This window comes from Methanomassiliicoccales archaeon (assembly GCA_038740345.1).
Lineage (GTDB): Archaea > Thermoplasmatota > Thermoplasmata > Methanomassiliicoccales > UBA472 > JAJRAN01.
Genome location: JAVYMA010000001.1, coordinates 1 through 23,004, shown reverse-complemented (window position 1 = coordinate 23,004; position 23,004 = coordinate 1). Strand labels below are relative to the sequence as shown.

Sequence of the window (23,004 nt, the reverse complement as noted above, 5' to 3'; positions counted from 1 at the left end):
GAGGTCTTGATAAAGAGGGGTGGTGAGCTTGATAGTGGTAGGTGTGGGCTGCGGGCCCGGTTTCATGACCCAGTATGGCGCGGAGTGCATTCAGCAGGCCAAGCGTGTCTACGGCTCGGCCAGGGCCATAGAGCTGGCCAAGCCCTTCATCGCACCGGATTGCGAGGTGCACGTGCTGCAGGACTATTCCAACCTTGACAAGCTACCAGAGGATGCGGTGCTGCTCTCCACGGGGGACCCCATGCTGGCTGGCCTGGGCCATCTGGGGACGGAGGTGGTACCTGGCATATCTTCCATGCAGCTAGCCTTCGCCCGCTTGAGGCTGCCTTTGGTGAAGGCGGTGGTGGTGGATGGGCACAATTCCGATCCCTCGCAAGCGATCCAGGAGGCGGTGGGAGAGGCGCAGAGAGGAAGGATTCCATTCATCCTGGCTAAGCCTGGCTTTGACCTTTCCCTTCTCGCCAAGGAGCTGGAACAACACCTGCCCTGCTGCAAGATCGTGACCTGCGAGGAATTAGGCTATCCCAAGGAGACCATAACCTTCGGCACCCCGAAGGCGCCCCCCAAGGTCAAATCCGGTCTTTTCTCGGTGCTGGTGATCAGGACTTGAGCCTCCATCACAGGCCGCGGATAATGATCGCGGGGGAGCGCAGCGGCGTAGGCAAGACCACCATCGCCCTGGGCATCATGGCCGCGTTAAGGCGGAGGGGATTGAAGGTGCAGCCGTTCAAGGCCGGACCCGATTTCCTGGACCCCATGCATCATTCGCAGGTGGCGGGAAGGCCGTCGCGTAATCTCGACACCTGGATGTTCCCTGAGTACGTGCTAGAATCGTTCCTTCGCGCCTCGGAGGGAGCGGACATCTCTGTCATCGAGGGGGTGATGGGCCTGTATGACGGCTTCGACGGCCGCAGCGAGGAGGGAAGCAGCGCTCATCTGGCCAAAACGCTTCGTTGCCCTGTGGCCCTGGTGATCGGCGCCTCCTCCTCCTCGCGCAGCCTGGGAGCGCTCGCTCTGGGCTTCGCCTCGTATGATAAGGAAGTCGACCTGAGAGCGGTCATCTTCAATCGGATTAGTGGGGAGAAGCACCTTCAAATAGCCGAGGATTCATTGAAAGGGCTGCTATCCTTAGGAGGCATCCCGCAGAGGAAAGAGGCGCACCTTAGCAGCCGGCACCTTGGCCTCGTACCGGCGGAGGAGGAGGACAACTCCCAGCGGTATGAGGAGGCAAGGCGCATGGTGGAGGAGAATCTGGACCTGGATATGTTGGTGGAAATAGCTCGCTCTGCGCCGGACCTGGAAGGAGAAGTGTTCCCTCATGACAAAGAAAGTGCAGATTGCCGCATCGGCGTGGCCAGGGATGAGGCCTTCAACTTCTATTACGAGGACAACTTCGATCTGCTGCGCGCCGCGGGAGCGGAGCTGGAATTCTTCTCCCCCTTAAGGGAAGGGGTGCCTGACGTGGATGGCCTGTACATCGGGGGAGGCTACCCCGAGATCTTCGCTCAGCGGTTGGCGGAGAATGAGGAGTGCATCACCCGGATAAGAGAGGAATGCCTCGCAGGTGTGCCAGTCTACGCTGAGTGCGGAGGGATGATGTACCTCTGCTCCAGGCTCGTCGATCTCCAAGGGAATTCGCATCGCATGGCATCCGTTTTCCAGGAGGAGGTGCGCATGGGGGACAGGCTGCAAGCCCTGGGATATGTGAGGATGCGAGTGCTGCGCGACAACATCCTCTCCCGTCAAGGGGACGAGATCAGGGGGCATGTGTTCCATTATTCCTCCGTTCCCAGTTCGGAAACGAGGGCCTGGGCCTATGAGCTGAGCAAACCTGGCGGAATATCGGGGAGGATGGATGGCTTGATGAGGTGCAATACTCTCGCCTCCTATTCGCATCTGCACTTCGGCACGGATCCAAGGATAGCGAGGCGCTTCGTCGAGGCCTGCACAGGAAGATGAAGCGACCTCGCTCTCCGCTCATGGAGCAGAAAGCCTGTCGTGCGCGTTTTCCTCTGAGTGCGGAGGCCTCAGGACGGGAGAAGATTCTCCACAGGAAATCATTGGATGGATAAGCCATCCATGCCTAGCCAGCATCTCATTCTCATCAAACTTTTTATCAGAGTTTATTCATTGACAAAGGCCTAGTAAGGCCGATTTGCAGGCAAAAAGGAAAGGAAAAGGGAAAGGAGCGTTAAAAGATGAGAATGGGCGTCCTTGTGGTAGGGCATGGGAGCAAGCTAGCTTACAATCGAGACCTGGTGGTGCGCATGGCGGAGATACTGGAGAGCAGGAAGGAGTTCGGGCCGGTGGAGGCGGCTTTCATGCAGCTCAACCAACCGGACATAAAGACGGGAATAGCCAATCTGGTCAAGAGAGGGGTCGATACCATCTACGTGCAGCCCTGCTTCCTGGCTTCGGGCATACACCTCACCGAGGACATCCCTGGCGAGCTAGGCTTGAAGAAGGGCCAGAACGAAGGCGAGATGATGATCGAGGGCAAGAAGATAGTCCTGAAGTACTGCGGTCCCATCGGCGCGGATGAGCGCATCGCGGACATATTGTCCGATCGCATCAAGGAAAGGATGAAGAAGGGGTGAGCTTGAGGGTACTTCTTCTTGACCTCACGCACGGCGCGGAGGTCCTGGCCCGAGAATATCTAAGTCAGGGGCAGGAGGTGACGGCGGTGGACGTGTATCACACCGCTCCTCTGGCCATGAAGAGGCAGCTGCGGGAGGAGGGGATCAGGGTGCTTTCGGCGGCCCCCAGGGAGCACTTCGACCTGTTGGTGGCCCCAGTGCACTGCCCGGATCGCTATATCGGAGGAGCGAGCTTCGACACCAGGCTCACGCATCACGAGGCTGTAGGGCGGCTGGCGAGGTTCAGCGTCCCGGTGGTGGAAGTAACGGGATTGGGGGCGAAAACCTCTACCGTGCACCTCCTGGCGCATCAGCTGGCCTACGCGGGGAAGAAGGTCCTGGCCCTCAGCAGCCGGGGCGCCTTCTTGGTAGATAAGACGGGCACCAAGGTGTTAGAGCCTCGCTCCAGCATCGCTCCCGCCTCAGTGCTGAGGATGAGCAAGGTGCGCATGGGACAGGACATCGCCGTACTGGAGGTGAGCCTGGGGGGGACGGGCAGCGCTGACGTGGGCATCATAACCTCGCTATCACATGATTATCATATCGCGCAGGGCACGCGCCGCGCCTCTGACGGCAAGAAGCAGATGCTGACTTTGATGAAGGAGGGAGGCACAGCCCTGTTCCCGGCCGCAGAAAAGGATATCTGGCTCCCCCATCTCCCGCAAGGCAGGAGAGCTATCACCTTCGGACGCGGAGGTGATGTCCAATTGCTCCTCCCGGAGGACATGAGATTGGGTCAGCCAGTGCACGCCGCCTTCCGCTGCCCCGAGTGCCTCTACGGCTTCAGCATGCCAGGCGATTTCTTGGGTGCTGCGTACTCCACCGCCCTTGAGGCCAGCTTCGCCGCACTCATGGCGATGAACGAAAACCTGGACCTGGCCATGGAATCATTGGAGCATTTCCATGGGATACCGGGAAGGGGCGAGCTGCAGGCCAGGCAGGGAGGATGGACGATCAAGGAGCGCAACCCCGGGGTGTCGGCCTCTTCCCTCGAATACCTGGTATCGGTGCTGGAGAGGGATTATGGAATCAGGGACTTAGGGGTGGTGGTGGACCCAGTGAGCGTAAAAGTGTGCGAGAAGCTCGACCTGAAAGCTATTAGAGACGCCCTCGGCCAGCATCCAAGTGTCGAAGGTCTTTACCTTTCCGAGAACGCCCCCGAGCAGCATGAGGGCTTCGAGCTCATTGCCTCGCAAAAGGATGCCGAGTATAAACATGAGGTGCTGCTCTGGTGCATGAAAGAGGGGTTCACATGACTGAAGTGCTGCATCCCCGTCCCAATCCTATCGTGGCCGCCATGTACACCTTACGCGACCTGGAGGCGGAGGTGGTGGTCATGCACGGCCCTGCTGGCTGCGGCTTCATGGCCTCCCGGCGCCTGGAGGAGGCGGGGGTGAGAGTGGTCACCACGGGGATGAGGGAAGGGGATCTGATATTCGGGGCGGAGGAGAAGCTGGTGCGGGTCTTGGCACAGGTGGAGCAGGAGTTCCATCCCAGATTAGTGGGCATCGTGGGCACCTGCGCCTCCATGATCATAGGGGAGAATCTCGACTCCGCCATCAAGAAAGCGGGGCTGAAGGCGAAGGTGCTGGCGGTGGACACTCACGGCTGCGCGGGCCCGAACACGTCGGGCGCGATCAGGACCTTGGAGGTAGCGGCGCAGCAGGGAGTCATCAGCCAGGAGGAGTATTTGCGGCAGAAGGAGATGCTGACCCGAGCGACACTGATAGAGGCGGACAGGGGCCTGACCTCCCGCCGGTACCTCGAACCCCATCCCGGCGCCACCAAGCTGAGCGTGGCCTTGGAGATAGTAAGGGCGCTGCGCCAGGGCAAAAGGGTCAGCGTGACCTTGAATGCCAAGAAGGAGACGGCCTTCGGCTTCGCGGACGTGATGCGGGCCGTGGAGTACGCGCGCTCCAGGGTGGGCGGGGAGACGCTGCACCTGGGCAACCTGTCCACAGAGATTGGTCTGCCCCGCATACGCCGCTATGCGCGAGAGATCCAAAGGGACCTCAAGGAGGCGGATGTCGAGCTCGCGCTAATAACCGGAGGCTTGGACGAGTACCCCGTGGCGGGAGAGAGGGCGGCACGCTTCTTGGAGAGGGAAAGGGCCGATCTGCGCATCTTTGCCGGCCTGCCTCACGCCGTACCAGGGATAACACCTGAGGACATCCTGGTCACGGATCAGCCCCGGGAGCTGCGCAACTACATCGATAGAGGGTTCGCCAAGAGCGTGGGCGAGATAAACACGCACGCCATGGTGATGAGCGCCCACGGCATCCTGAAGAACGAGTTGGGCGAGACCATCAGGCAGATAGTTGATGGGGGGATGGCCTGAGGCAGATAGCTATCTATGGGAAGGGAGGCATCGGCAAGTCCACCATCTCCGCCAACGTGGCGGCCGCGCTGGCGGAAAAGGGCCTGATCACATGGTACGTGGGGTGCGACCCGAAGAGCGACGGCTCCATGACCCTGCTGCGTGGGCAGAGGGCGCAGGCCTTCCTGGAGATGATGAAGGGGACGGGCCAGGGGAAGCCCTATGAGGTCGCTGTCGGATATGGAGGGGTGCGCTGCGTGGAGGTGGGGGGGCCGCTGGCAGGCGTGGGCTGCGCGGGAAGGGGCATAATTGTAGCCGTGCAGGCGCTCTCCAAGGATCATTTCTCTAAAGAGAACATAGATGTCATAATCTACGACGTACCAGGGGATGTGGTGTGCGGGGGTTTCGCGGCGCCGCTGCGGGAGAGGTACGCGGACGAGGTGTATATCGTGACCAGCGGCGAGTACCTGTCCCTATACGCAGCGAACAACATCGCCAAGGGGCTGCGCAACCTGAACGTCAAACTGGGGGGCATCATCTGCAACTCCAGGGAGGTGGAGGGCGAGAGGAATGTGGTGGCGGAGTTCGCCTCTCAAATAGGCACAAGGATGATCGCCTTCATCCCTCGCGACCCGGTGGTAAGGGAATGCGAGAACCAGGGGATGACAGTAATAGAATGCGCTCCTGCAAGCGCCCAGGCATCGGCCTACCGCTCCTTGGCCGAGGCCATGATGCGCAATAAGGACTTCGCCCTCCCGCGACCGATGGAGCCTGAGGATATTCGAGCACTGCTCAGGGGGAGTATGGCTTGAGCGTACCCCGAGTGGTGATCGCAGGGGCCAGCAGCGGTGTGGGCAAGACCACGTTGGCCACCGGCATAATGTCCCTGCTCTCCAAGCGCATGAGGGTGCAGGGCTTCAAGGTAGGGCCCGATTTCATCGACCCCATGTTCCATCGCGCCGCCACAGGCCGACCCTCGCGCAACTTAGACTCGGTGTTCATGGATCGGGGCACGCTGCGCAACCTCTTCGGTTGGGCCACGAGGGACGCGGACGTGGCGGTGATAGAGGGCGTGCGCGGGCTCTATGATGGCTTGACCGCCACCGGTGATGAAGGCTCCACCGCGGAGATTGCCAAGATCCTGAAGGCGCCGGTCATCCTGGTAGTGAACGCCAGATCGTTGGCCAAGAGCGCCGCCGCGCACGTGCTGGGCTTCAAAGCATTGGATCCCGAGGTGCATATCGCGGGCGTCATCCTGAATCAGGTGAGCGGGCCAAGACATCGCCAGAAGGCGGTGGAGGCGGTGCAGTCCCTGACCGGCACGGAGGTGGTGGGGGTGGTGGAGCGCAGACAGGAGCGCCTGGCAGAGAGGCATCTCGGCCTGGTGACCGTTCCAGAGCAGGATGTAAGGGAGACGATGCGCATCATCGAGTCCTACGCCTCTGAGCTCGACCTGGAGAGGATATTGGGCATCGCGGAGAGCGCGCCGGACATCGATTTCCCTGCCGTCAGTCCCTTCCTAAAAGGGGATGGAGCAAGAGTGAAGGTGGCGGTCCCCCGTGACAAGGCCTTCTCCTTCTATTACGAGGAGAACTTGGAATCCCTCAGGTGCGCGGGGGCTGAGATCGTGTTTTATAGCCCGGCCGATGGCGATTCTCTCCCCGAAGCCGATGCACATTATTTGGGAGGAGGCTACCCCGAGATATATCAGCGTGAGCTATCCTCTAATCTCGACTTTCTGGAAGGCATCGGGAGGGCATCCGCGGAGGGGAAGTTGATATACGGGGAGTGCGGAGGCATGATGGCCTTGTGCCGCTCCATCGTCTATGGAGGTGAAGAATGGCAGATGGCCGACGTGTTCCCTTATAGGGCGGAGCTGACGACTCACAGGCAGGGCTTGGCCTACGTGAGGGCGAGGGCCACGCCCGACAACCCGCTCTTCCCTGGAGTGGAGATCGTGGCCCACGAGTTCCACTACTCACGCCTGTTGCCCACGCCCTCCGGCCCATATGTGTACGAGGTCCTTCGCGGCACAGGCATAGACGGCTCGCATGATGGCCTGAGGATGAGGAACACCATCGGCACCTACATGCACCAGCACGCCCTGGCCAACAAGAGATGGGGTACGGGCATGGTGAGCTTCATCCGCGATCATGTGCCTTAACGAGATTGTGGCTAGAATCTAACATGAAGAAGGCCGTTGGCGCCATAGGCTTTCTCATACCACCCCCTCATTTCTGCAATCGATGGGCTTAAGGAGGCTCATATCGACATCGCATCTCTCCTGGCCAATAAGAGATAGATCAGTATTGGCCCTCCGATGAGGGCGGTTATGGCCCCGACGGGTAGCATTATGGGGTTGATGAGATCCTTGGAGATGATATCCGCTGCCGAGAGCAGTAGCGCGCCCATCACCGCCGAGGCCGGGATGAGGTATTTCAGATCCCCTCCCAACAGGAGGCGCGCTATATGCGGCGCCAGCAGGCAAATGAAGCCGATGGCGCCGGTGAAGCTGACCACCACGGCGGTGGAGACGCAAGCTAGGATTATTGCGAGCAGGCGTACGCGCTTGACGTTCACCCCCAGCGCCATGGCGGTGTCATCGCCCATGCGCATCACGTTGACGTCCTTCACCAGCCAGATGGAGGCCGCCAAGGTGATCACGAACATAACCATCACGTAAGGCACCTGCCAGAGGGAGGCGCTGTTGAGGTCTCCCACGGACCAGAAGAGGGCGGATTTTACCGCGTCCACGGAACCGAAGTATTGCACCAATATGGTGGAGGCGGAGAAGATGTAGGAGATGGAGATGCCCACGAGAATCATGGTAGTGGGCATCATGGCCCGGCGGAAGGAGGCTATGAGTATTATGCCCGCGGGCAGGAGGGAGAAGAGGAAGGCGTTAAGGATTATCCCCATGGTCCCCGCCCACGCCACCAGGCCCATGATGATGGCGAGGGAAGCGCCGAAGGAGGCGCTGGCGGAGACGCCCAAGGTGTAAGGCGTGGCAAGAGGATTGCGCATTATGGTCTGCACTATGCAGCCGGCTATGGCCAATATGGCGCCCACGAAAGTGGCCATGAAGACTCGGGGAGCATAGACCTGCAGCACGATCTGCTCCGTCTTGTAAGGTATCTGGAACGTGCCGGGGAAGATCTGGTTGATTATTACTTTATAGACCTGCTGGGGCGTTATAGTGGTGGAGGAGATGGTGATGGAGTAGGCCATCACCGCCACCAAGAGGGCGAGCAGGGCGGAGATGATGGCGATTTTCTTGACTCTGAGCCTTCGCACCATCTCCTTCTGGACGTCTCCCAACTCCTCCCGGCGCAACCAGCGCATCATCCCATTTTCCATCATGTCCTTGATTCCTCATTCACCTTGTGCCAGTACTATTCTTAAAGGGTTTGGAGGCTCGGTAGAGAGGCAGGTCTCCCCAAGCCGTTGCCGTGTGCCTCAACGCCTCTCATTGGTCTGGGCTCTCATCTGTACGGATGGTACATGAACACCCCGTCGCGCGAGACATCGTACCCCTTGATGCCCAGCCAATCCCTGATGTAGTGGTTGTGCAGGGCGATGGGGTCTATGCTCTTGTAGTACTCATGATTGATTATGTTGCCGATGTAGGCGCCCAAGAGCACCGCTCCCGTGGGACCGTTCCTGAAGTCCCCTGCGATGAGGAATACCTTGTTGGGGTCTATGTCCACCATGAGGGTATGGGCGGGAGAGGTGGCGTTGTTCCAGGCGGAGGCGATCTCAGCGTGGCTCCTGGCCAAGTATCCATGCTCCGGCACGCCCGCCACCACCTGACCTCCATAGGTGTACTTCACCATGTGCAGGAAGATGTACTCGATCTGAGTGCGGTTGTCATCGTTGAAGAGGGCGTCCACCTGAGACCTCTGGGAGAGGCTGGTGTTGTAGGTGCTGCCATACAGCTCATATCCTATGTTCCTCCCACCCCCCAGCAGGCAGGCCTGGCCCAAGGGGTCGGTGAAGCAATATACGGTGGCGGTCTTGATGTTCGGGTCCATGAAGTAGGAGTTCTGGAAGGTGCTCATCAGCACCATAGGCTTCTCCTCTTCGGGTATGGAGGCGGCTATGGCCGCCAGGCGGTCCCGGGTCTCCAGCACCCAGTTGGCGTAGGCCTCGGCCCTCTCCACCTTGCCGAAGATGTATCCCGCCTTCAGGATGCCCTGGATGAAGTTGGAACCTCTGGCATTGGACATGTCGGGATTGTAGAGGCCGAGATAGATGACGTCGCAGTCGATGATCTTGGTCTGCTTGGTCTCGTAGCCGTTGGTGTAGAAGACCAGGAGGATGTCGAGGTTGAGCTCGTTCACGAAGGGATAATCAGGAGTGTTCATGTTGACCAGGTTCGTGATATTGGCCTTCTGCCGCTCGGTGAAGTAGAAGTCGCGGTACATGTAAGGGGCGTTGTCCACCGCCACAATCTTGTCCGCCAGCCCTAAGATCAAGCAGAGCTCCACATTGGAGTAGTACTCCGCGCCGATTCTGGATATGTTGAGGTCCACCTTGCGCTTGGCGCCGATGCCGTCTTTAAGCCAAAGGTGGGTCGCCTTCCTCTCCACCACGGCCCTGGTCTGCTGCACGTCCAGATCGTCAATTGTACCGTCCCCATTGGCATCGGCCAGCTCCTCGTTGAAATTGGTCTCGTTGTAGAAGTCCTGCATCTCCTGCGGTGTGGGGCCTCTGGACTTCAAGGAAAGGTATCTTTCAAGCACGCTGACGTCGTCCATGTCCACGTTGGAATCGCCGTCGGCGTTGCCGTAGACCTCCAGGGCTATGGTGGTGATATCCTTCTCTTTGGACTTGTTGTCCTTCGGCATCGAAAAGGCGGCGTACACACCGACACCAGAAAGAACCACGATTGCGGCCAGTATGATTGCGAGAAATTTCAATTTCATGAGTAACACGAATTGTAAAATAGTATAAAATATTTTGTAACACGAATAAGAGAAAATTATTACTAATAAATTTCAGTTATGCACTGAGAGACATGCTCCTCAAGATGGATGATGTGGTTTTCAGTTACGGCAGCGTCAGCGTGCTGCAGGACGTATGCCTGGAAGCGTTCCCAGGGGAGATACTAGGCCTCGTAGGGCCCAATGGGTCAGGTAAGACCACCATGCTCAGATGCATCAACGGCATACTCACGCCCAAGCAAGGGAGGATCGCCATCGATGAAGAGGATGTCAAAGAGCTCACGCGCCTGGAGCTCACCAGGAAAATAGGGTATGTGCCTCAGAACGCCAGCGCCGAGATGTGCACGCCCACCGTATTCGAAGTGGTGCTCATGGGTCGGAGACCGCACATCACTTGGGATTACACGAAGAGGGATCGTGACATCGCTTGGGAGGCCATGGAGGAGATGCGCGTCAAGGACCTCGCCCTGAAGAGGTTCGACCAACTTAGCAGCGGGCAAGCGCAGAGAGTCCTCTTGGCCAGGGCTATCGCTCAGCAGGTGCGCATGCTTCTTCTCGATGAGCCGACCAGCAATCTGGACATAAAGCACCAGATCGAGGTCATGCGCTCCATACGCAATCAGGTCCTGACCAAGAACATCGGCGCCTGCGCCGTGGTACATGATCTCGACTTAGCCATGCGCTTCTGCGACAAGGTGGTGATGCTGCACGAAGGAAAGGTATTGGCCGCGGGCGCCAGGGATGAGGTCCTCACAACGGAGAATATAAGGAAGGCTTATGGGGTGGAGACCGTCATCGCGGAGGTCTACGGAAGAAAAAGAGTGCTAGTGATGTGATCTCTGCTATCGTTCTTTTCATCCCCCTTCGCCTCGACTTCGGGCAAAAATTCTATTTCCTGACACCTCTGCAGTCACTCCCATTCTCTTCTACTCTCTCCCAGAACAGCACCCCGACCCGTCTGGGCTCTCTTAAGCTGCCGTTTATCCAAGGGGCTCGCTCTACCTCCCGTTCCACTATGCTTCTCTCCCTCTCTCCCACTGGCATAAGGAGGCTGAGGTAATCTAGCTGCCCCTCAATGATCTCCTCTCGTGTCCTCTTCACCTCCACATAAGTCATAAAGGTCCAGAGGCTAGGGCAACGGCCCAGGGAGTGCAAGAATCGCAAAGGATACATGATGTCGTAGCCCTGATTGGAAAAGGAGTTGGGGCCTATGGCATCCAGGATGCGGAACTGCAACGAATCGCGTAATGGCTTGGCCGAGGCGACCAGACAGCAGCTGCGGCGCGACAGAGACTCCATCCTGAGCAAGGATCTCCAATCGTTGGTGGCAGGGCAGAAGGAGGAGAAGACCAGATCGAAGCGCTTCCGAGTAGAGAAATCCTCCCACGTGCCATGGAGTGGAGTAATATTCTTTACCCCAGCGGAAGCGGCCTTGTTTTGCAGCCTCTCCAACATGTCCTTGGAGTAATCCAAGCAGACCACCTCGTCTGCGGTCTCGGCGAATAGCAGCGCATGGGTGCCAGGGCCGCATCCTATGTCCAGCACGCGGTCTCCCGGCCGCAGATGGCCTTCACGTCTGAGCAGCTCCACCGTTCTCCCCTCCACGTCCTGGCCGAAGACGCAGTCCTCGTAGCGTCTGGACGCTCTTCCCCAATAGGCGCTCATCGCTTCCGGCTGCACCTTGGCCGCGATATGAGGTATGCGTTGCCTGACCTCCTCCCATTCCTTGATTATCAATTTGCACTCGGCATTCATACGAGTCTCCCCACCATCTCTGTGCTCTTCCCGTGCGCGCATCTTTTCCCCTGCCCCGGTGGCGTTCTTAGTGTCGTAGATTAGACTACTGCTGGGCGAAAGCGAGACCGAGCATTGGTGCTATCGTCCCTTTCAATCCCGGCATCTCCATTCCTCCGGCTCACGACAGCTCACATTTCGCTCGAGGACAGAGGGGCGCTCCCAAATCAGCACCCCCATCACCAATTTGGATCCTGTTTGTAGGAGACGACGTCGCACCGCTGTCTCCACCTCCTCGCATCGAACGTCCTCTACTTCCTTGAAGCAATGTAGGTAGGAACGCAGCGTCTCCTTATCCAAAGATGACGCGTCAAAACTCGTCTCCACCTCGACGGTGACCAGAATCGGTTCTCGGCCCAATTCTCTCAGGAAGGCCAAGGGGAATCTGATATCGAGGCCGTGAAGCGTTAGATCTTTTCCCGCTAGATGGGATAGGAGTGCGACGTAGGGGTCTCTGCTCCCACCCATGTGGCTTACCAGGCAGCAGCTGCGGCGCGAAAGCGATTCCATGCGGATAATCGATCCAGGCTCAAGCACGGCGGGGCAGAAGGAGGAGAAGACCAGGTCGTAGGTTCGCGCGGGTTCGAAATCCTCCCAGGCCGAGCATTCCATCCTCAAATTTCTAATCCCTTGCAACTCAGCAGCGCGCTCCAACTGTCGCAGCATGCCGGGGGAGAAGTCGAGGGCAGTGACCTGGTCGGCCACCTTGGCGAAGAGGAGGGCATGCGTCCCAGGTCCGCATCCTATATCCAAGACTTGATCGCCCTTCCGCAGCGCTCCCCGCCTCACCAGATGCCTTACCACTTCCACATCATGCTCGCCAGCCTCAGGGCTAATGATGCGCGAGAGGGCGTCCCAATGCTCTCGATATCTCCTCCCGTCGCAATTCAATGAGAAGGAAGGTAAATCCCTCATCTCCAAGAGCCAGGTGGTCAAAGCCTCCATGTTGCTCATCACTTTGATTATACGTAATCCTCCTTCTACGCTTAATTTTTGCTACGATTGTTCAATTCTTGCTACTATAACTTTGAGCATGCAGGGGTAATGTGAATGATCATGTCTTCGCTGATAATCGCTAAAATCACTGATTTCCTGAGCATCGAGCGGGGAGGAATGCCTCGTCCCACGTCCTCGAGCATATTGTTGGAATATGGATAGAGCATTCAGGCTCATCCCTATTTGTCATATGTCGATTCCAAGGACACTGTCAAGCAAGCATCCTTCGAAAAATAAGATGAAAGATCAATCTCTTGCAAGCCGTAATCCCCCTCCTTTCCACACCTGAGTTTTAATACCCCTGCCCTCATCTGCTTGAATCATGGTCAGGAAGATAGCGCAAACAAAGGTCAAGGAGGTCATGACCAGGGAAGTGGTGACCGTGACCGAGGACATGACCATCGAGCAGCTGAGGGAGGCCTTCGACAAGCACGACTTCAACGCCTTCCCCGTGGTCAGGGGCGACATGGTGGTAGGCATAGTCACCAAGCTGGACCTGATGAAGGCCTTCTCCACCGGCAGGACCGTCTCGAGGAGCAGGGTCTATGACCTCTGGGCGGAGAGGGTGGGTGACGTGATGCGCAAGGCCATCATATCCGTGGGCCCGGAGGATCCCGTTCAGCTGGCGGTGGACTACATGGTGGAGTTCAGGCTCCACTCCCTCCCCGTGCTGGAGGGCAGGAAGCTGGTAGGCATCGTCTCCCGCAAGGACGTCCTTCCCTGCCTGATTGAGAATGGCCGAGAGGTGGGCGCCTGAGCCGCTCCTCCTTCATCATCAGAGGAGGGGGAGGCTAATCTTCCGTTTCAGACCGTTTCAGATAGTAATAAATCATCTTCTTCGCATACGCCTTCCCGGGATGCACTTTGGACAGCTCGCTCCTAGCCCTGGCCATATTCGCCGCGGTATACATACTCATGATCCTGGACCTGGCCGACCGCACCGTCCTGGTGATTTTCGGCGCTCTCTCCATGATCGGCCTGGGCATATTGACCGAGGAGCAGGCCATAGCCGCCATCGAATGGAACGCCATCGGCCTCATCTTCGGCATGTTCATCCTGGTGGCCGCGCTCAACGAGAGCGGCTTCTTCCGTTGGATTGGATTGAAGTGCCTGGCCTTGGCCAAGTTCGAGTTTCTGCGCATCTTCGTCCTCTTCTGCGCCCTCTCCGCCTTCCTGGCGGCCTTCATGGACTCCATCACCGTCCTGGTGTTCATGGCGGCCCTGAGCATAGAGGTGTGCTCCATCCTCAAGGTCCCCCCTCTGCCTTTGATCATAGCCATGATCTGCTCCGCCAACATAGGCGGGAGCGCCACCATCATGGGCGACCCGCCCAACGTGGTCATAGGGACGGGGATGGGCCTGACCTTCATGGATTTCATCACCCATACCGCCCCCATATCCGTGATGGCCTTCCTGCTCAATCTGGGCATCTTCTATCTCTGGTATTGCAAGTCCTTCCACTGCGAGAAGGTGGACTGCAAGCGCATCATGGAGGAGCATAAGGACCTGGACCCCTTCAGCGCGGTCAAGGACATAAAGCAGATGCGCCTGGCCCTCATCGTCTTCGCCTTCACCGTTACCCTGCTGGTGATGCACAATGTGCTGGACCTGCTGGTGGCCTTCGTGGCCGTGCTGGGTTCCGCCCTGGTGCTGCTGCTGCGCCGCAAGCGCTTGGACGACATCATCGAGAAGATCGATTGGCACACCATCATCTTCCTCATGGGCCTGTTCGTGATGGTGGGGGGCTTGGAGGCCACGGGGGTGCTGGAAGGACTGGCGGATGGCATCGCCGATGCCGCTGGCGGCAGCACCATCCTCTTGGTCCTCATCCTCTTCTGGTCGGTGGCGCTCATCTCCGCCGTCTTCGACAACATTCCAGTGGTGGCGGCCATGCTGCCTGTGATACGCTCCATCTCCGCCCACACCGGGGTCTCCGCTGACTCTCTGGCATACACCACCGCCCTGGCGGCGGACATTTCAGGCAACGCCACGCCCATAGGCGCTTCGGCCAACGTGGTGGGCCTGGCGGTGGCGGAGAAGAACGGGGTGGAGTGGTCGTGGAAGAGCTACTGCAAGGTGGCCATACCCGCTACCTTTGCCGTGCTGGGACTGGTGAGCCTGCTGGTCCTCCTCACCCTCTTCTGATGCCTTTGGGCGCATGTTCACACCAGGAACTTCGCCACGCTCAGGGCGGTGACCATGCCTAGCAGGAGGGGCACGAGGTAGCGGGTGAGCAGCAGGACTGGCCTCGCCCACCTCTCCCCTATCTCCTTGGCCAGGCTCTCTTGATCGAGATGGTAGGCGAAGACCAGGCTGATGAGCAGTCCGGATATAGGCAGCCCTAAATCGCCCACGGTGGTGTCCATGAGGTCGAGTATGGGTATTCCGGACAGATTCAGGCCCACCGAGCTGTAGCTGAGAGCGGGCAAAAGGCCTATGAGAAACACGACAGCGGTGAGCAGGGCGGTGACGCGCTTCCTGCTCCAGCCCTTGCACTGCATGAGCACGGTGACGTCCACCTCGAGCATGGAGATGGAGGAGGTCAGGGCGGCGAAGAAGAGCAGGGAGAAGAACAGCACTGCCATCAGCTGCCCCAGGGGAAGCCGCTCGAAGGCGAAGGGCAGGGTGGTGAAGGCCAGCTCTGTTCCCAAAGTCGGGCTCAGGCCCAAAGTGAAGACGATGGGGAAGATGACCATGCCGGCGAGAAGCGCGACCATCAGATCGCCCAAAGCTATGAAGCCCGTGGACTTCACTATGTGCACGTCCCGCTCGATGTATATGCCATAGGTCATCAGGATGCCGAACCCCACCGACAACGAGAAGAAGGCTTGCCCGAAGGCCGCGCTCCAGATGTTAGGGTCCCCTAGCACGCTGAAGTCAGGGGTGAAGAGGAAGGCGAACCCCTCTCCCACGCCAGAGAGGGTGAGGGAGTAAAGGAGCATTATCACCAGGATGATGAAGACCACGGGGATGAGGATCTTGGAGATCTTCTCGATGCCACCTCTCACGCCTGCGGAGACGACGAGGCCCGTGGCCAGGGCGGAAGCGACGAAGGTCGCGATGGGCCATAAGGAGGAGGTGAAGGCGGAGAACTTCACGTCGATGCCCAAGAGAGAATAGAAGGCGTAGGCGAGGGTCCAGCCGGTAATGACGAGATAATAGCTCAGCAGCAGGGTCAGAAGTATGGGTATCAACCAGCCAAGCTTCCGCAAAGGGCTGCGAGTGGAAAGGAATGCAGACACCACGTCCTTGCCCATGCCCCTCCCCACGGCGAACTCCAATATCATGAGGGGCATGGCGAAGAGGATCACAGCGACGAGGTAGGGGACGAGATAGGCCCCTCCGCCGTTCTGTCCCACTACCGAGGAGAACCTCCAGATGTTGCCTATGCCCACCGCCGAGCCGATCGCTGCCAGGAGGAAGGTCCTGCCCGAGCTCCACCTTTCCATCTGTCCCACCTTCGCTCCTTCCGGTAGAACTCCTGCGTATAAATCGCTGACGAGCCGATATACCTGTAATTGGGACGTCGACACGGGCTAATCGGCAAGGGGGTTGGGCTCTTCAAGGGCATGGAGGCGGAGGGAAGAGCGATCAGCCGAAGAATGCGTGGTGAAGCGCCGCTCCTATGTCCTTCATGATATGCAGGCGCGTAAGCTATAGAACAAATGGCAAAAACTCATCCGTCTCCCTAAAGGCTCGTTCCGTTCAACCATAAGTTTTCGATGATTGATAGAGCATGAATGCGAATCTCAGGTTCCGCGAAAAATCTCGGTCAGTCGCTCATCGATGATTCTCCCTTCTCACTCCCCAACGCCTCACCCCTCATCTGCATTCATCTTGGTGATGTATGCCGGGAGCTCGAAGCCGCTCTTAGGCCCGACCAAGACCTTCCAACGGGTCATGGCCTCGACTTGCCTTTCGATGCCGGCGCAGAGACCAGGTATCACTATGGTCCTATGGTCGACCTTGGCCGCCACGGCGCTGTTGGTCAGCCCCCTCATGATGGTCATGGGGGTCATGAGCTTCATGCCCGCGGCGTGATCTACGGTGAACCCCTTGGTGTCCGTGGGCACCACCCAAGCGCTCACCTTGGGAGCGGCCTCGAAGATGAGCTTTAGTGCATACAAAGTCACACCGCTGTTACCTGTCACCAGGACGGGCGAGTCTGGGCCAGGGGAGTTAAGGGCAATGAGGCTTTCGGGCACCGTGCTCATCGAGGCATCAGCCTCGCGCACCTCGAGCTTGATGGAGAGGACACCTGAGAGGGACTCCTTCATGCGCAAGGCCATCTCAGGGCATCTCTCCACCCCCGCCTCGCCCTGGCTCAAGGCCATCGCGAACTCCATGCAATTCTCCCTTCCACAGTTCCCGCAATCCTTTCCAGGTAGATACTTCGCTATATCCTCAGGCGACATCCCGTAGAAGTCCACAGCTTCGACCACCATGCCTTCATGCCCTCCTGCCTTCTTGCGCGCTCGCTCTCAAGAGCTCTCCTCCTGCTCCTTTTCCATAGCAGGAAATATGGTCAATCTGGACTCGTGAGACTGAATGCAAACTCGTCGGAAACACCCAAGCGAAGCTGCATTCCGTGAAAAATTGATGACGGATGTGGAACGGTGGGATATTTGATACACTTTTTGAGCCCCAACTCATAAGCTGCCTCCCACCCGCTTCTCCGACCTTCTCAAAGGCTTCCCGTTCGCCCCCCAATACCTCCTCCTCATCCACAAGGCCACGTTCACCAGTGAGATCAGGACAGGCACCTCTATGAGTGGGCCTATGACCGCGGCGAAAGCCACCAGGGAGCCGATGCCGAAGACGCCGATGGAGACGGCGATGGCCAGCTCGAAATTGTTGCTGGCCGCGGTGAAGCTCTGCGCGGTGGCATGAGGATAGTCGAAGCCCAGCCTGAGCGAGAGCCAATAGGAGAGGAAGAACATGATGAGGAAGTAGAAGAGCAATGGGATGGCCACCAATACCACGTCCCAGGGCTTCTGTATTATGTATTCGCCCTTGAAGGCGAACATGACCACGATGGTGAAGAGCAGGGCCAGGAGCGAGACCTTGCCCAGCTTGGGCATCAATCTCTCCTCGTACCACTGCCGGCCCTTGCGAGGCAGGAGGGAGTAGCGGGTCACGATGCCCATGAGGAAGGGTATGCCCAAGTATATCAGGACGCTCTGCGCCACGTCCCACATGCTGATGTCGATCTCCCTGCCGGAGCCGGGCGAGACCCACTCCGACGCCACCGCGATCAAGAAGTAGGCGTAGAAGGCGTAGAGCAGTATCTGGAACACGGAGTTCAGGGCCACGAGGATGGCCGCGTACTCGCCATCCCCTTCCGCCAGGGAGTTCCAGACTATCACCATGGCTATGCACCTCGCCAGCCCGGTCAGAATGAGGCCGATGCGGAACTCAGGGTGATCGGGCAGGAAGATCCAGGCCAGGGCGAACATGAGCATGGGACCAACTAGATAGTTCAGGGCCAGGGAGGTACCGAACATCCTCTTGGCCTCAGGTTGCTTGGGTATCTGCCTCAGCTCCTCGTACCTCACCTTGGCCAAGGGAGGCCACATCATGAGGATGAGGCCGATGGCGATGGGTATGGAGGTGGTGCCCACGCTCAAGGAGTCCAGGAAGTCGGCGGTCTGGGGAAGGGCAGCGCCTATGCCGATGCCGAGGAATATCGCCAGGAAGATCCAGACAGTCAGATACTTGTTCAGGAAAGAAAGCTTGGCCGAGGAAGAGTCGGGCAATTCTATCGCTCCCTTCAATTCATTTCAATATAAATTGAAATATATCTTGGATATTTATGTTTTCCTAACGGGTGTTAAGGTATGTTAATACCAAGACGGCGGAGGGTGCGAAGGTGAGCGGAGATATAGGCCAAAGGAAGGAGGGAGAGAAGAAAAGCGTGCTCTTCATATGCACGCACAACTCGGCGCGCTCGCAGATGGCGGAGGGTCTGGTCAACCATCTTTTCTCGTACCGTTACATAGCCAGGAGCGCGGGGACCAAACCGGCGGGGGTGAATCCCTTGGCGGTCAAGGCCATGGCGGAGATAGGGATAGACATCTCCAGGAAGCGCTCCAAATCCTTGAAGGAGTTCGAGGGCCAGGAGTTCGACTTGGTGGTCACGCTCTGCAGCGAGGCGGAGGAGGCCTGCCCCTTCTTCCCGGGCAAGGAGCACATGCATCAGGGCTTCGAGGACCCCTCGGCCGCCACTGGCGATGAGGAGCAGAAGCTGCAGGCCTTCCGTCGCGTTCGTGACGCCATAAAGGCCTGGGCGGAGGCAACGTTCAAGGCCTGAGAGTGCGATAAGGGATGACGACACGCGTGAGATTATGGGCGAGAGCAAGGATGAGAGCGTAGGCAAAGATAAGCTGGAGGGCTTGGCCGAGCTGCCGGAGGAGGTGGAGAACGGGCTTCGCTCCGTCGGAGGGCTGGAGGGCCTCAAGGCATGCATCCCTGATGAGGACGAGATGCGCGCGATCTCCGAGCTGCACAACGCCCTCTCCGACCCCATCAGGATAAGGATCATACATTCCTTGGCCGCGTGCGACCTCTGCCCCTGCGTGCTGAAGGCATTGACTGGGCTCTCAGACTCCAGATTATCCTATCATCTCAACGTACTCGAGGAAGCGGGTCTGGTGATCTCCCAGTCCAAGAGGCGTTGGCGCATCTATGCATTGACAGATAAGGCGAGGAAGTGCATATCCATCGAGGAGAGCAAGGAGAATGAGAAGAGTCAAGGCTGATCTAATTCCTGGCCACGAGGGCGAAGGACTGGCGCTTATGAAAATGTAGCCGAATGCAAGGAGCGCGACATCCCTGAACTTCTTCGTGGCAAGGCTTGAGAAGGACGTTATCTCTTTTCGAGCTCGACCTCTATCTTGTCAACAATTTTCTGAACCTCTTCCTCCTTCAACTCCAGTACATAATTCTTCTTGATTCCCATATCCGTCACGATGACATGTATGTCTGGTTGTGCGTCTATATGTTCCAACGCTCTCTTGGCGCAAGCGACGCCGCACCCATCAATGCACACCACTACCTCCGCCTCCTGCGCTGTTCTCACCATGACAGGCACATGACCGCCGACCCCTGCCAGGCAAGCGAGCTTGCCCTTGCCTGCTCTCACCAGGCGGCGAGCGGCCTCGTAGCTGCCATATCCGACGTTAGAACCTCCCGCGCACGAATAAAGGATGACTTGCCTATTCCCGCAGCCGCAGGACTCCTTGGATGATGTCGCCTCAGGCAGGCAACCGTTCGTTTCTTTATCCTTTAGCCCCATCTCACTCATCCCTTCCGGCCGGCATCTTTCAGCATGCTGACTATCTCCTCCACGCTAGGTATCCTGCCCATGGCCTTGGGCTGGCCGTCTATGAACAGGGCGGGCGTCATCATCACCCCCCTCTCCGTCATCTTCTCCACGTCCTCCACTTTGATGATCTCCGCCTCTATGCCTGCTCTCGCCACGGCCTCGCGCACGTTCTTCTGCACCTCTATTGCACTTCGCACAGCCTGTTCCCAGGACTTCGATCCTTATCATTTCACATCACCTCATCTGGTCACCAATGGCCCCAGGATCATCCCTAGGGCGGTGGAAATAGCGATGACAAGCAGCATATAGGCCACCGTATGCTTGGCCCCGAACATCCTCCAGAGCACGATCACGCTAGGTAGGCTGATGGTCGGCCCGGCCAATAACAGGGAGAGGGCCGGGCCACCCGCCATCGCCCCTGCATTGTATCCGAAAACGCCCCCGATTATGGGCACCTCCAGCAAGGTGGGCATGTACAGCACCGCGCCCAATATGGAGGCCAGGAGGCAGGAGGACAGGGAGTTCTCGCCCAGGAAGGGCTTGAAGGTCTCCGGGGGCACGAAGTAGGCGAAGACCCCCACGATGAACGTTCCTAGAATCAGCACGGGAAAGATCTTCTTCGCCAGGTCCCAGGTCTCCCGGCCCCATTCACTCACCTCCTCCCTAGAATAGTAGTATATCAGGATGATGGCCACGCCCACCGTGAGGAAGTAGACGCTGACCGCTCGCACCAGCTCATCCAGCTTGGAGGCTCCTATGACCAGGATGAGCACCAGGAAGAGGAAGAACACGCCACCTGCCCATCTGGGCCTCTTCGTCTCAGGAGGCGCGGCGGAAAGGACGTCAAGCTTGCACCTCTCCGCCTCCTGGCATCTCCTCTCCTCTTCCCTGCGGAAGATTAGGGCCATGATCAGTCCGATGATGATCGAGGATAGGACAGCGGCTATCGCCCTGGTCAAGCCTAGATCGTATCCTAGGACCTGGGCCGTGTAGATGACGGCCAAGATGTTGATGGCTGGGCCGGAGAAGAGGAAGGTGGTGGCGGGACCTATGCCGCTGCCCTTCTTGTAGATGGCGCTGAAGATGGGCAGGATGGTGCAGGAGCATACCGCCAATATCGTCCCGGAGACGGAGGCGACTCCATACGACTTCCACTTCGCCACCTCGAATCCGAAGTATCTGAGGACGGCGTCCTTGCGCACCAGGGCCACAATCGCGCCGGCGATGAAGAAGGCTGGGATGAGGCAAGTGAGCGTATGCTGGGCCAGATATTCTATCACGGCATCGATGCCGCTATGCAAAAAATTCCATAGCCAATTGTTCATAGATATCATTTCAACTTTTTTTGAGATAACTATTTTGGTAGGATATAAAGGTTGTTAACACATTTTAGACAATATATTCAAAATTTAATAGTCAGATCTTTTCTTTCAAATTCTTCGGATTATATGGTATCTTTTTTTGTAATCTACCAGGAGAACCGACCGGTACTCAGATGATATTTTTGGCGGGGTTTAGTTGAAAACTAAAAACGCGTTTAAGGAGTTATTCTGATATTTCAGCCCCATCTTCGATATCAAGAGCAAAAACCTCCGCCATGATTTCATCAAGCTGAGTAATATCCACTGAACGTCCATTAATCGTGAGCCTCTTGATCTTCTTGGTATCTGACGAAGCGAAGTAAAGTTTATTCTCTTGTATCTTATTATAGTTAAATCTCAAACATAGATTTTTGTTGGTGCCATTAATTTTTGAAAAAATTTTTTGAAAGACCCAACCTCAGTAATCTGAATAATCTACAACATTCCAGCAACTCTTTAATATTGGTTTAAAATTTTGAGAAATGTAAAGATGTTTAAAGTTTAAAATATTTTAAATTTATCATTTTATTATATAATAAATTAAAAAAATATATAATATTTTACTTCATGATAATTTTATAGTGAAAACTGATTCTTTACCATCACATGATTCATAGAATTTAATAAATCTCAGGACAAAAATGTTTTAATAGAAATGTTTTTTAGTGATTATTTTTGCATTGTTTTCAACTGAACTTACAATTCAAATATTAAAATATTTATATTAATTTAATTTTTGATATATGTTGATATTTTTGCTCGAATAATAATTGCTAAAACTGAAATTCATATTTAATAATATATTAGGATTATAATCAATATTTACAATTTTATTAGATAACCTAGATGGTTTATTTATGATCTGATTTCTTAAAAAAATATTCTGATACTCTATCATCGTAATATTATAATTAATAATGTAATTATCTATTACATTGTTATTTGAAAAATTTAAAGGGTTATCTACATACATAATATAAGAATCTCCTAAAATTTTTGAATTTGAAATTTGCTTTCCAAATTTCCAACCTATTTTTTCTGAATCCAATAATGCCATTTGAACTTTATTTGAATCTGAGGTCAGTATTATATCCATGGAACCCACGGGATTTATTAATAGTAATATTATAAGAAGTAAAATTATAAACATTAAAACTATTCTTTTTTTACTAATTAACAAAATTCCTATTATACTAGGAAGTGCTATAAATATTTCGGAGACATAAAACCATCGGTGTTCTAGTGGTAATATTTGAGTAAAAGTAGCGAGAAAAGTTAATAAAGCTAAAGATATACACAAAAAACCAAAAAAGAATTGAATGAATTTTTTATTATTATTAATTAACCAAAAGGAACCGATAATCCCAAGGCAGAAAAATAGAATTAAACCGCTCGTAGTTATAATCTGATTGATCAAAGAACCTTGAAGAAATTGCCCCAAAATAGGTCTCGCTTGAAAATCTAGCGATATAATTTTTTCTATTTGATAACCTATCATCGATATTTGACCAGTTATGTAACTCCAATAACTTAAAGGAATCACAATGGAAATAATGAGTAAACTTAAACGAATATTGTAAATATAGCTTAAATTTTTATCTTTATTATTATATATTAAATTTGAAAATATAAT

General features: G+C 55.9%; 23 protein-coding genes. 12 read left to right on the top strand and 11 right to left on the bottom strand.

From position 1 onward, the window contains the following. Positions 1-22 precede the first annotated feature (22 nt). From QW520_00115 to QW520_00085, 7 genes are all read left to right on the top strand, one after another. Entirely contained in the window at positions 23-610 is a 588-nt protein-coding gene (locus QW520_00115; GenBank protein MEM0448215.1) for a cobalt-precorrin-7 (C(5))-methyltransferase, read from the top strand. Next, on the top strand, positions 607-1,959 hold the full coding sequence (locus tag QW520_00110) for a cobyrinate a,c-diamide synthase (GenBank protein ID MEM0448214.1): 1,353 nt from the start codon (positions 607-609) through the stop codon (positions 1,957-1,959). The genes QW520_00115 and QW520_00110 overlap by 4 nt, the downstream gene beginning before the upstream one ends. Before the next feature lie 239 nt (positions 1,960-2,198). Then, positions 2,199-2,597, top strand: coding sequence for a sirohydrochlorin nickelochelatase (cfbA, locus tag QW520_00105; GenBank protein MEM0448213.1), 399 nt, complete (start codon positions 2,199-2,201; stop codon positions 2,595-2,597). Next, positions 2,594-3,892, top strand: a complete 1,299-nt coding sequence (gene cfbE, locus QW520_00100; GenBank protein MEM0448212.1) for a coenzyme F430 synthase — start codon at positions 2,594-2,596, stop codon at positions 3,890-3,892. Before cfbA ends, cfbE begins: the two co-directional genes overlap by 4 nt. Further along, a complete protein-coding gene (gene cfbD, locus QW520_00095) occupies positions 3,889-4,974 on the top strand; it encodes a Ni-sirohydrochlorin a,c-diamide reductive cyclase catalytic subunit (protein ID MEM0448211.1) in 1,086 nt (361 codons plus the stop codon). The genes cfbE and cfbD overlap by 4 nt, the downstream gene beginning before the upstream one ends. Further along, positions 4,971-5,765: a P-loop NTPase gene (locus tag QW520_00090; protein MEM0448210.1), complete on the top strand. Its 795-nt coding sequence runs from the start codon at positions 4,971-4,973 to the stop codon at positions 5,763-5,765. Before cfbD ends, QW520_00090 begins: the two co-directional genes overlap by 4 nt. Further along, entirely contained in the window at positions 5,762-7,117 is a 1,356-nt protein-coding gene (locus QW520_00085) for a cobyrinate a,c-diamide synthase (protein MEM0448209.1), read from the top strand. Before QW520_00090 ends, QW520_00085 begins: the two co-directional genes overlap by 4 nt. 98 nt (positions 7,118-7,215) lie before the next feature. Here QW520_00085 and QW520_00080 read toward each other — a convergent pair whose 3' ends face one another. Continuing rightward, positions 7,216-8,313, bottom strand: coding sequence for an iron ABC transporter permease (locus tag QW520_00080; GenBank protein MEM0448208.1), 1,098 nt, complete (start codon positions 8,311-8,313; stop codon positions 7,216-7,218). A 122-nt stretch (positions 8,314-8,435) separates the two neighbouring features. After that, positions 8,436-9,878 (bottom strand): hypothetical protein, encoded by a 1,443-nt coding sequence (locus tag QW520_00075; GenBank protein ID MEM0448207.1) that lies wholly within the window; start codon positions 9,876-9,878, stop codon positions 8,436-8,438. 92 nt (positions 9,879-9,970) lie between these two features. Between QW520_00075 and QW520_00070 the strand changes: the two genes are divergently transcribed. Then, complete coding sequence (locus QW520_00070) at positions 9,971-10,732, top strand: ABC transporter ATP-binding protein (GenBank protein MEM0448206.1); 762 nt, start codon at positions 9,971-9,973, stop codon at positions 10,730-10,732. A 52-nt stretch (positions 10,733-10,784) separates the two neighbouring features. Here QW520_00070 and QW520_00065 read toward each other — a convergent pair whose 3' ends face one another. Both QW520_00065 and QW520_00060 read right to left on the bottom strand, forming a co-directional pair. Then, complete coding sequence (locus QW520_00065; GenBank protein MEM0448205.1) at positions 10,785-11,693, bottom strand: methyltransferase domain-containing protein; 909 nt, start codon at positions 11,691-11,693, stop codon at positions 10,785-10,787. Between the two features lie 90 nt (positions 11,694-11,783). Beyond that, a complete protein-coding gene (locus QW520_00060; protein ID MEM0448204.1) occupies positions 11,784-12,644 on the bottom strand; it encodes a class I SAM-dependent methyltransferase in 861 nt (286 codons plus the stop codon). Positions 12,645-13,008: 364 nt separating this feature from the next. On the opposite strand from QW520_00060, the gene QW520_00055 reads away from it, so the two are divergent. Next, entirely contained in the window at positions 13,009-13,443 is a 435-nt protein-coding gene (locus QW520_00055; GenBank protein ID MEM0448203.1) for a CBS domain-containing protein, read from the top strand. 107 nt (positions 13,444-13,550) lie between these two features. Beyond that, positions 13,551-14,831: an SLC13 family permease gene (locus tag QW520_00050; GenBank protein MEM0448202.1), complete on the top strand. Its 1,281-nt coding sequence runs from the start codon at positions 13,551-13,553 to the stop codon at positions 14,829-14,831. 17 nt (positions 14,832-14,848) lie between these two features. Here QW520_00050 and QW520_00045 read toward each other — a convergent pair whose 3' ends face one another. From QW520_00045 to arsB, 3 genes are all read right to left on the bottom strand, one after another. Continuing rightward, entirely contained in the window at positions 14,849-16,135 is a 1,287-nt protein-coding gene (locus QW520_00045) for a sodium-dependent transporter (protein ID MEM0448201.1), read from the bottom strand. A 366-nt stretch (positions 16,136-16,501) separates the two neighbouring features. Beyond that, complete coding sequence (locus tag QW520_00040) at positions 16,502-17,131, bottom strand: (Fe-S)-binding protein (protein MEM0448200.1); 630 nt, start codon at positions 17,129-17,131, stop codon at positions 16,502-16,504. 204 nt (positions 17,132-17,335) lie between these two features. Then, complete coding sequence (gene arsB / locus QW520_00035; protein MEM0448199.1) at positions 17,336-18,460, bottom strand: ACR3 family arsenite efflux transporter; 1,125 nt, start codon at positions 18,458-18,460, stop codon at positions 17,336-17,338. A gap of 95 nt (positions 18,461-18,555) precedes the next feature. Here arsB and QW520_00030 point away from each other — a divergent pair, with 95 nt between their 5' ends. Further along, positions 18,556-18,996, top strand: coding sequence for an arsenate reductase ArsC (locus QW520_00030; protein ID MEM0448198.1), 441 nt, complete (start codon positions 18,556-18,558; stop codon positions 18,994-18,996). A 34-nt stretch (positions 18,997-19,030) separates the two neighbouring features. Then, on the top strand, positions 19,031-19,444 hold the full coding sequence (locus tag QW520_00025; GenBank protein ID MEM0448197.1) for a metalloregulator ArsR/SmtB family transcription factor: 414 nt from the start codon (positions 19,031-19,033) through the stop codon (positions 19,442-19,444). A 107-nt stretch (positions 19,445-19,551) separates the two neighbouring features. On the opposite strand, the gene QW520_00020 is transcribed toward QW520_00025, so the two are convergent. From QW520_00020 to QW520_00005, 4 genes are all read right to left on the bottom strand, one after another. After that, a complete protein-coding gene (locus QW520_00020; GenBank protein MEM0448196.1) occupies positions 19,552-19,989 on the bottom strand; it encodes a putative zinc-binding protein in 438 nt (145 codons plus the stop codon). Continuing rightward, entirely contained in the window at positions 19,986-20,207 is a 222-nt protein-coding gene (locus QW520_00015; GenBank protein ID MEM0448195.1) for a thioredoxin family protein, read from the bottom strand. Before QW520_00015 ends, QW520_00020 begins: the two co-directional genes overlap by 4 nt. A 42-nt stretch (positions 20,208-20,249) precedes the next feature. After that, positions 20,250-21,335: a permease gene (locus QW520_00010; protein MEM0448194.1), complete on the bottom strand. Its 1,086-nt coding sequence runs from the start codon at positions 21,333-21,335 to the stop codon at positions 20,250-20,252. Positions 21,336-22,095: 760 nt separating this feature from the next. Further along, the coding region (locus tag QW520_00005; GenBank protein ID MEM0448193.1) for a hypothetical protein at positions 22,096-23,004 on the bottom strand (909 nt) is incomplete at its 5' end.

Bases quoted from the DNA above. Each gene is read 5' to 3' on its own strand.
- cfbA (MEM0448213.1), top strand. From the start codon at position 2,199: ATGAGAATGGGCGTCCTTGTGGTAGGGCATGGGAGCAAGCTAGCTTAC.
- cfbD (MEM0448211.1), top strand. From the start codon at position 3,889: ATGACTGAAGTGCTGCATCCCCGTCCCAATCCTATCGTGGCCGCCATG.
- QW520_00080 (MEM0448208.1), bottom strand. From the start codon at position 8,313: ATGATGGAAAATGGGATGATGCGCTGGTTGCGCCGGGAGGAGTTGGGA.
- QW520_00075 (MEM0448207.1), bottom strand. From the start codon at position 9,878: ATGAAATTGAAATTTCTCGCAATCATACTGGCCGCAATCGTGGTTCTT.
- QW520_00070 (MEM0448206.1), top strand. From the start codon at position 9,971: ATGCTCCTCAAGATGGATGATGTGGTTTTCAGTTACGGCAGCGTCAGC.
- QW520_00065 (MEM0448205.1), bottom strand. From the start codon at position 11,693: ATGCGCGCACGGGAAGAGCACAGAGATGGTGGGGAGACTCGTATGAAT.
- QW520_00060 (MEM0448204.1), bottom strand. From the start codon at position 12,644: ATGAGCAACATGGAGGCTTTGACCACCTGGCTCTTGGAGATGAGGGAT.
- QW520_00055 (MEM0448203.1), top strand. From the start codon at position 13,009: ATGGTCAGGAAGATAGCGCAAACAAAGGTCAAGGAGGTCATGACCAGG.
- QW520_00045 (MEM0448201.1), bottom strand. From the start codon at position 16,135: ATGGAAAGGTGGAGCTCGGGCAGGACCTTCCTCCTGGCAGCGATCGGC.
- QW520_00040 (MEM0448200.1), bottom strand. From the start codon at position 17,131: ATGGTGGTCGAAGCTGTGGACTTCTACGGGATGTCGCCTGAGGATATA.
- QW520_00025 (MEM0448197.1), top strand. From the start codon at position 19,031: ATGGGCGAGAGCAAGGATGAGAGCGTAGGCAAAGATAAGCTGGAGGGC.
- QW520_00020 (MEM0448196.1), bottom strand. From the start codon at position 19,989: ATGAGTGAGATGGGGCTAAAGGATAAAGAAACGAACGGTTGCCTGCCT.
- QW520_00010 (MEM0448194.1), bottom strand. From the start codon at position 21,335: ATGAACAATTGGCTATGGAATTTTTTGCATAGCGGCATCGATGCCGTG.